We start from the raw sequence: 6,000 nt of genomic DNA, 5'->3' as shown, positions 1-6,000 counted from the left end.
TTATCGATCATCGAACATGCTCTCGCGTGCACCACTGCAGGCACAACATCGCACCTCGGCAAGGTGGCTGGAATTGTCCGCTCCCAGCAGCCGCAGCCTGCCGATGGCCAGGTTCAGCGAAGCGGCCATCGCCCACGGCGCGCTGCCGGTGTGGACGGTGGAGGCGTCCTCAGCGAACACCACATCCGTGACATGGCGGCTGGAATATTCGATTCCCCAGTGTCCGCGCACGTATCCGCCCAGGTCGGCAGTGCTGGCCTGGACTGGCCTGGTGGGTATCGAGGCTGGTGACGGCGTAGACCGTCTCCAGGGTCTGCCGCTTGCCGCTCTCCTGGCGGCGCCGGTGGACGCGCGAGGCCAGCCACGCTTCGGGGAAGGCGATCCCGCTCAGGTTCGCCGCGATGGCCATGGTCTTGGCCGAGCATGGTGCGGGATCGAAAGGCTGGTGTGGGGATGGGGCAGCCGGTCCGGAGGGAAGGCGAGACGAGCTCGGGCCGGACGGCGCTGGGGGGCGGCGGACGCCAGAGGTGGTGCGGGTACTGCGACAGGCGGCCGTAGCTGTTGCAGTAGATCAGTGCCCGCGGTTCCAGCTGCTGCCGACGAAGGCGCGTGCCTGCGGGTTGTCGTACTGGCCCTTGCGGAAGTCGGTGCTGCGGTCTGCGTACTCGCGGGTGTCACGACATCGACCGAGGCAACGGCGAGGGGACGGAGCGACGACGTCCTGTGCGTCATCGGCCAACCGCTCCCGCTGGATGGCCACCACCCGTGTCGTCGTCCCGGCCGTCACGGGTGCACGGCTGGGGGAACAGCCCGCCGTCGACGAATCTCCCCGACATCCGCCGGCGCGGAGTGCCCTGAGTCGAGGAACGCGGCGTCAGGGGGTGGGCCGCTTCCCGGGGGGAGGGTCCAGGGTATCGGCGTCCTCCTGCAGTCGGGCGGCGAGTTCGAGTTTGGTGCGTGCGGGGCGGCCCACCCGTTCGTACTTCTTCTTGACGCGGTCCAGGTACTCCCGTGCCGTCCCGTAGGCGATGCCCACGCGCCGAGCGGTGGCGGCCAGGGTGACACCGCTCGCGTACGTCCTGATCACGGCCAGTTCTTTCGGGGAGAGCCTGGGCCTGTCCGGACGGCGGTCCCGGGAGATGGCGAACGCCATTTCCGGAGAGATCACATTGCCGCCCGAAGCGACCGTGTGCACCGCCTCGGCAAGGACGTCGCCGTCGTCCTTCTTCACCAGGTAGCCGGCCGCGCCTGCCTCCAGAGCGGACAGGACCAGGCCCGGGTCGGTGTGGACGGAGACGACCAGGACGGTGTGTCCGGCGGCTCGCAGCCCGGCGATGTTGTCGGCGGGCTCGATACCGTCCCGCAGATTCAGGTCGAGCAGAACGACATCCGTGCGTGCGGCACCCGGGTGGTCCAGAAACTCGGCGACGGTCGCCGTCACGGCGGTGACCTGGAGGTCCGTCCGATCTGCCAGCCAGGCAGCGAAGCCCGCGCGCACCATCGGGTCGTCGTCCACGGCGGCCACCCGGGCCGCTGTCTCCTGTTCGCTCACGTCTGCTGCCATGTCAGCTCCACGCTGGTTCCCTCTCCCGGCGCACTGGTGATGTCGGCCTGTCCCCCGACCGCGTCCATCCGGCTCCTGATGGACCTGTCTATCCCACGATCACGCGGATATCCGGCGGGGTCGAACCCGCGCCCCTGATCACTGACCACGACGGTGGCCCGTTGGCCGTCGCCGAAGGCCGTCAGATACGCCTGGCGTACCCCTGCGTGTTTCGCGGTGTTGTTCAGGGCCTCGGCGGCAGCCCCGGCCAACGCGTCCACCACCTCCTGAGGCATATCGGAGGGCAGGTCGTCGGACTGCTGATGGACCCTCAGGCCCAGGCCGGCAGCGCGGCGCCCCACGTCGGCCAGTTCCACCGCGAGTGTGGCGGGCACGGCCTTGGAAGGTGTCGCCGCGATAAGCGCCCTGAGGTAGTCGGCATCCGTCCGGCAGCGCTCCCTCACTTCCTCGCTGTCGTTGTCCAGGCCGCCGCGGGCGATCGCCGTCAGCGTGCTGAGCACGGTGTCGTGCAGCATCCGGTACTGGCGGGTGCGCTCGTCGTACCGTGTCTGAGTGGCGGTCCGTTGCGTCTCCGCTTTCAGCGCTTGGGCGTACGCGGTGTCCGTGGCCTGCGCCTGACGGCGCAGCAGTCGGACGAAGAGCGCGCCGGCCACGGTGAATGTCCACAGCATCATGGTGTTGCCGAACGCGCCCCGCAGGGCTTCGGCGTTCTCCACGGCTCGGCTACCGAGACCCGTCAGATAGGACACGCCCAGCAGCACCACGGAACCGGCGGCAACACCGCGGTGCAGATAGAGCACCGCGATCAGGGCCGCGCCGTGCAGCGGCCCGACGGTCCAGTTCGCCCAGCCCACGGCCGACTGGCCTTCGCACAGCCGCCCCACCACCACCGTGCATGCCCCGAGCAGTGCCACCTCGGCCACGGCCGGCGGCATCGGCAGCGCACCCCTGCGGAACGCGGTGGTCATGACGACCCCCGACCACATCACCGCCAACACGTACAGTGCGATGACTAGCCGTGGTTGGGAGTACACCCCCCAGTCTCCCCCCAGGACCGCCAGGCCCCCCGGCCCGTACTGACCCACACGCAGCACCAGCAGGCCGACGAGGACCACTCGTTCGGTCCGCTCTGTCATTCCCATACGTACAGCGTTCCAGCCTCACGGACCGACGTCATGTCGGACGAACTGCCGACAGACCGACGGGGACACCGACACCCGCAACCGTGCGGCGCCGGATTCCGGCTCCGCTCAGTCCGACCAGAAGCGGCTGCCACGGCTTTCCACATAGTGCTCAGCCAGGTTGTCCTGGAGACGAGCGTGGCGGAACTCGTGTGTGGCACCTGCCTGCCGGAGGACGCCACGCTGGTGGGCGTCGTCGAGAAAGTCCCAGACCGCCCAGGGCAGTCGGCCCGTCAGCGGCAGCCAGAAGCGTACGACGATCAGCCACCGCCCCCAGGCGTGCGCCCCGATACCGAAGGCGAGGCCGACCGCGGGCCCCAGGACGAGTCCGTTCACGGGATCGGTCAACATCCCCGACACCAGTCCGTAGGCCGGGGCGACACTGCATGCCTGGAACAAGGCGTACCGACGGTTGGCTTGCAGGAGCGCTCGTGGTGTGACGACGGTCTCCACACGAATGGGGGCGAGTACGGCGGCTCCCAGGGAGAAGGCCAGTCCGAGGACACAGCCGAGGATCAGCCAGAGACCGTACGCATCCGTGGGCTTGGGCACGCGAGCGAGCAGGCAGACGACGCCGACCGTGAGTCCTCCCGCGGTGCCGCCGACCAGACCCAGTCCGGTTTCCTTCCACAGCGGCTTTACGTCGGCTTCCGGGTCCCGCTGCCGAGCCCAGCCGGTGAGCAGCCCGCCCAGGGCGCTGGCTGCCCCTCCGGCGAGGGCCAACGTCAGCCAGCCCCACTGTCGCACCATCGGATAACCCATCAGTCCAACGGTGAGGCCGCCGATCGGTCCGACCACCAACTGATCCAGGACGTGCCTCGCCCGGCCCGAGACTCGCAGGGCCATGCGCGCCGGGACGGGACTTCTCGACCATCCGATGAGCGCGCCCAGCAGCAGGAGCAGCGCGCCTCCCGCGATGCCGCCGGTCGTTCCGAAGGCGAAGCGGCCTGTGACAGCCCCGAGAAGGGCCGCAGGCAGGGCGAGGGCGATGAGGCGCTGACTCCGAGGGACGGAGTCGGCCAGGCTCCACCAGGCGATGTCACTTCGAGCGGGCCGCTGAGCGAGGTATCCGAGCCAGCGCCGGGCGTTCTGGGCGCTCCATGGACACTGCCCTTCGTAGACGGCGGGCACGAACTGGTCCAATAAGTGGGTCTGTACAGCGGACACCGTGGAGAACTTCTCGGTATCGAGAAGTTCCCGAGGGTTGCGGGGACCGTCGCTGTAGATACTCCGGGCGAGACCGACCATCAGCGGGGTGGAGAGGGCCTGGCCGCTGGGGTTGGCCATGAGGTCGTCGTCAGAAGGTGAGAGGGGAGCCAGCGTCGAGTTCCACTCGTCCGCGGAGGACGTCGTGTGAGCTGTTCTGGGAAGGTAGAGACGGAGGTCGTCCCAGGTGAGGGGGGCGAGGACGATGGCGGCAGCGCGGGACAGCGTTCTGCCACCGCGGACGGTCCTGGTGTACGCGTCAGTGGTGCTGGTGAGCACGAGGGGCATCGTGGTGGCGCTCAGCTGCCTCAGGGCGTCTTTGTGCCAGCCGGGCGAGATCTCGTCGAATCCGTCGAGGACGGGGAGGATGTATCCGTTGTCGATAAGGTCCTGGGCGAGGCTCACGCCACTGGCACCAGTGAGGTCAAGGCCGTTGTAGTCGTGCTGGAGGCAGGCTGTGAGCCAGTCTCTCAGTTCGGTGGCGGGGTCCCATCGGTGCAGGCCGAATACGACGGGCACCGGGTCCTGCCCGGGGCGCCGGGAGTCAAGCAGTTCGAGGGCCAACCGCTGGGCGACGACGGACTTCCCCGCGCCGCGTTCCCCGAGGATGACCAGCCGACCGCTGGTGCGCCGGTAGACATCCGCGATGTCGGCGAGCCGCCCGTCGAGGTCGAGTGGCTCGGGTGCGGCGGCGCCGAGTTCGGTTCCGAGGATGTTGGCCGACTGTGCGACGAGGTCCTCGGGCGCGGCGGTGAAGCGCACCTGAATCGGGGGCGGGGTGCACACTCCGCGCCGTCGCTCCTGCTCCGTGCCGTTCCGCTGCGAGTGACCGGCGAGTTGGGCAGCCGCGTCGCTCAGGCGGTCTTCCCAGGCCGGCGGTTGGAGCGGAGGGAACTTCAGGACCAGCTTGTGGATCACGCCGGAATTGGCTAGCCCGGAACCGGTCGATGTGGCGGGTCCCGTGTGGGTCGCCTGACTTGTGGGCCTCTTGGAGGGCCGTGGTGTCATACCGCGAGCTTTTTCATAGACCGTCTGTGACTCCGGTATTCGCCTTGCCACCGAAACCCTTGGCATCCCCTGTGTCCTCGGCGTGGCCTGCGGTGGTGGAGGCGACGCCCGTGTTCGCCCTACCGTCGCCCGTGACGGTGGCTTCCCCCGTACGGACGGCCCGTCGCGTCGCTTCAGGGGAAGCGTCGGGGGTGTGCAGCAGGGTGAAGAGCATGACCGCGATGCCGGTGACGCAAGCGATGACGCTTGCCGCCTGTGCGGCTGTATTCAGGTCCATCACGACCCAGGTAGCGCCCGTCGCCACGACGAGAGCGCCGGAAACCACGACGACAACAGTCCTCTTCCACCCCTGCATAAGTGTCATCTTTCACCGCACGGGACGCAGACATCCCAGCAATCATTGAATCCCCCTGATGAAGTCGTATACGGCGAACGGCTCACTGCCGCGTACGCCGACGGGCCCGGAGAACAGGGCGGTGTCGTGCGCCTGAACGCCCAGGGCGATCCTGAGCGCCTCCACTCCCGTCGCGCGGTTCCAGAAGCGGACGGATGCGGTGCGGCAGGCAGCTGACGCTGTACAGATCGCCGGGTCCGTCGAGCGCCACCTCGCCCGACAGCAGCGGGGGCGACGCGCAGCGGAGGTAGCCAGCGGTTCGCCGGACATCGTCTTGCCTGCAAGACGCCCCACCGCGCTCCGGTTCGCGGCAAGAGCCGCGCCGCATACCGCCGAATGCCCAGTTGCGTAATCCCGCCGGGCCAAGACCGCCCCGATGACCGCGGTGACCGGAAGGGGCCTCCGTCGCAGATCAGAGGCCCCTTTCCAGGCAAAGCCGCAGCTGGTGGCAGACGAGTCGGGCTGTACGCCGGGGACTGGCACCGCAGCGCTATGACCTGGGCAAACGTATTGCGAGGGCGCTTGCGTGGCTACCTTGATGGCTACGTCAGGAGACACCCGCGCTGGAGCGGTCCGGGACGGGCGTCGTCACTATGGGGATCAGACGGTCCGCCCGATGCGCTCGATGAGGTCCATGTCCGTCTTGG

General features: G+C 68.6%; 6 protein-coding genes. All 6 read right to left on the bottom strand.

All coding sequences use genetic code 11. From position 1 onward, the window contains the following. Positions 1 to 231 carry a hypothetical protein gene (locus I8N67_RS35740; protein WP_200308450.1) on the bottom strand — a complete coding sequence of 77 codons (231 nt, stop codon included), beginning with the start codon at positions 229 to 231 and terminating at the stop codon, positions 1 to 3. Positions 232 to 571: 340 nt separating this feature from the next. Continuing rightward, positions 572 to 787 (bottom strand): hypothetical protein, encoded by a 216-nt coding sequence (locus tag I8N67_RS35735; RefSeq protein WP_200308449.1) that lies wholly within the window; start codon positions 785 to 787, stop codon positions 572 to 574. Positions 788 to 874: 87 nt separating this feature from the next. Next, entirely contained in the window at positions 875 to 1,564 is a 690-nt protein-coding gene (locus I8N67_RS35730; RefSeq protein ID WP_200308448.1) for a response regulator transcription factor, read from the bottom strand. Then, positions 1,549 to 2,706: a sensor histidine kinase gene (locus I8N67_RS35725; RefSeq protein WP_200308447.1), complete on the bottom strand. Its 1,158-nt coding sequence runs from the start codon at positions 2,704 to 2,706 to the stop codon at positions 1,549 to 1,551. The genes I8N67_RS35730 and I8N67_RS35725 overlap by 16 nt, the downstream gene beginning before the upstream one ends. 108 nt (positions 2,707 to 2,814) lie before the next feature. Continuing rightward, positions 2,815 to 4,869: an NACHT domain-containing protein gene (locus I8N67_RS35720; RefSeq protein ID WP_200308446.1), complete on the bottom strand. Its 2,055-nt coding sequence runs from the start codon at positions 4,867 to 4,869 to the stop codon at positions 2,815 to 2,817. A gap of 103 nt (positions 4,870 to 4,972) precedes the next feature. Continuing rightward, positions 4,973 to 5,323 (bottom strand): hypothetical protein, encoded by a 351-nt coding sequence (locus I8N67_RS35715; RefSeq protein ID WP_200308445.1) that lies wholly within the window; start codon positions 5,321 to 5,323, stop codon positions 4,973 to 4,975. Positions 5,324 to 6,000 lie beyond the last annotated feature (677 nt).

Origin of the sequence: Streptomyces adelaidensis (genome assembly GCF_016598475.1) — a bacterium.
GTDB classification, from domain to species: Bacteria; Actinomycetota; Actinomycetes; order Streptomycetales; family Streptomycetaceae; genus Streptomyces; species Streptomyces adelaidensis.
The sequence above is the reverse complement of the archived record's forward strand: the minus strand, read 5'-3'. Positions and strand labels throughout refer to the sequence as shown.

Bases quoted from the DNA above. Each gene is read 5' to 3' on its own strand.
- I8N67_RS35730 (WP_200308448.1), bottom strand. From the start codon at position 1,564: ATGGCAGCAGACGTGAGCGAACAGGAGACAGCGGCCCGGGTGGCCGCC.
- I8N67_RS35725 (WP_200308447.1), bottom strand. From the start codon at position 2,706: ATGGGAATGACAGAGCGGACCGAACGAGTGGTCCTCGTCGGCCTGCTG.
- I8N67_RS35715 (WP_200308445.1), bottom strand. From the start codon at position 5,323: ATGACACTTATGCAGGGGTGGAAGAGGACTGTTGTCGTCGTGGTTTCC.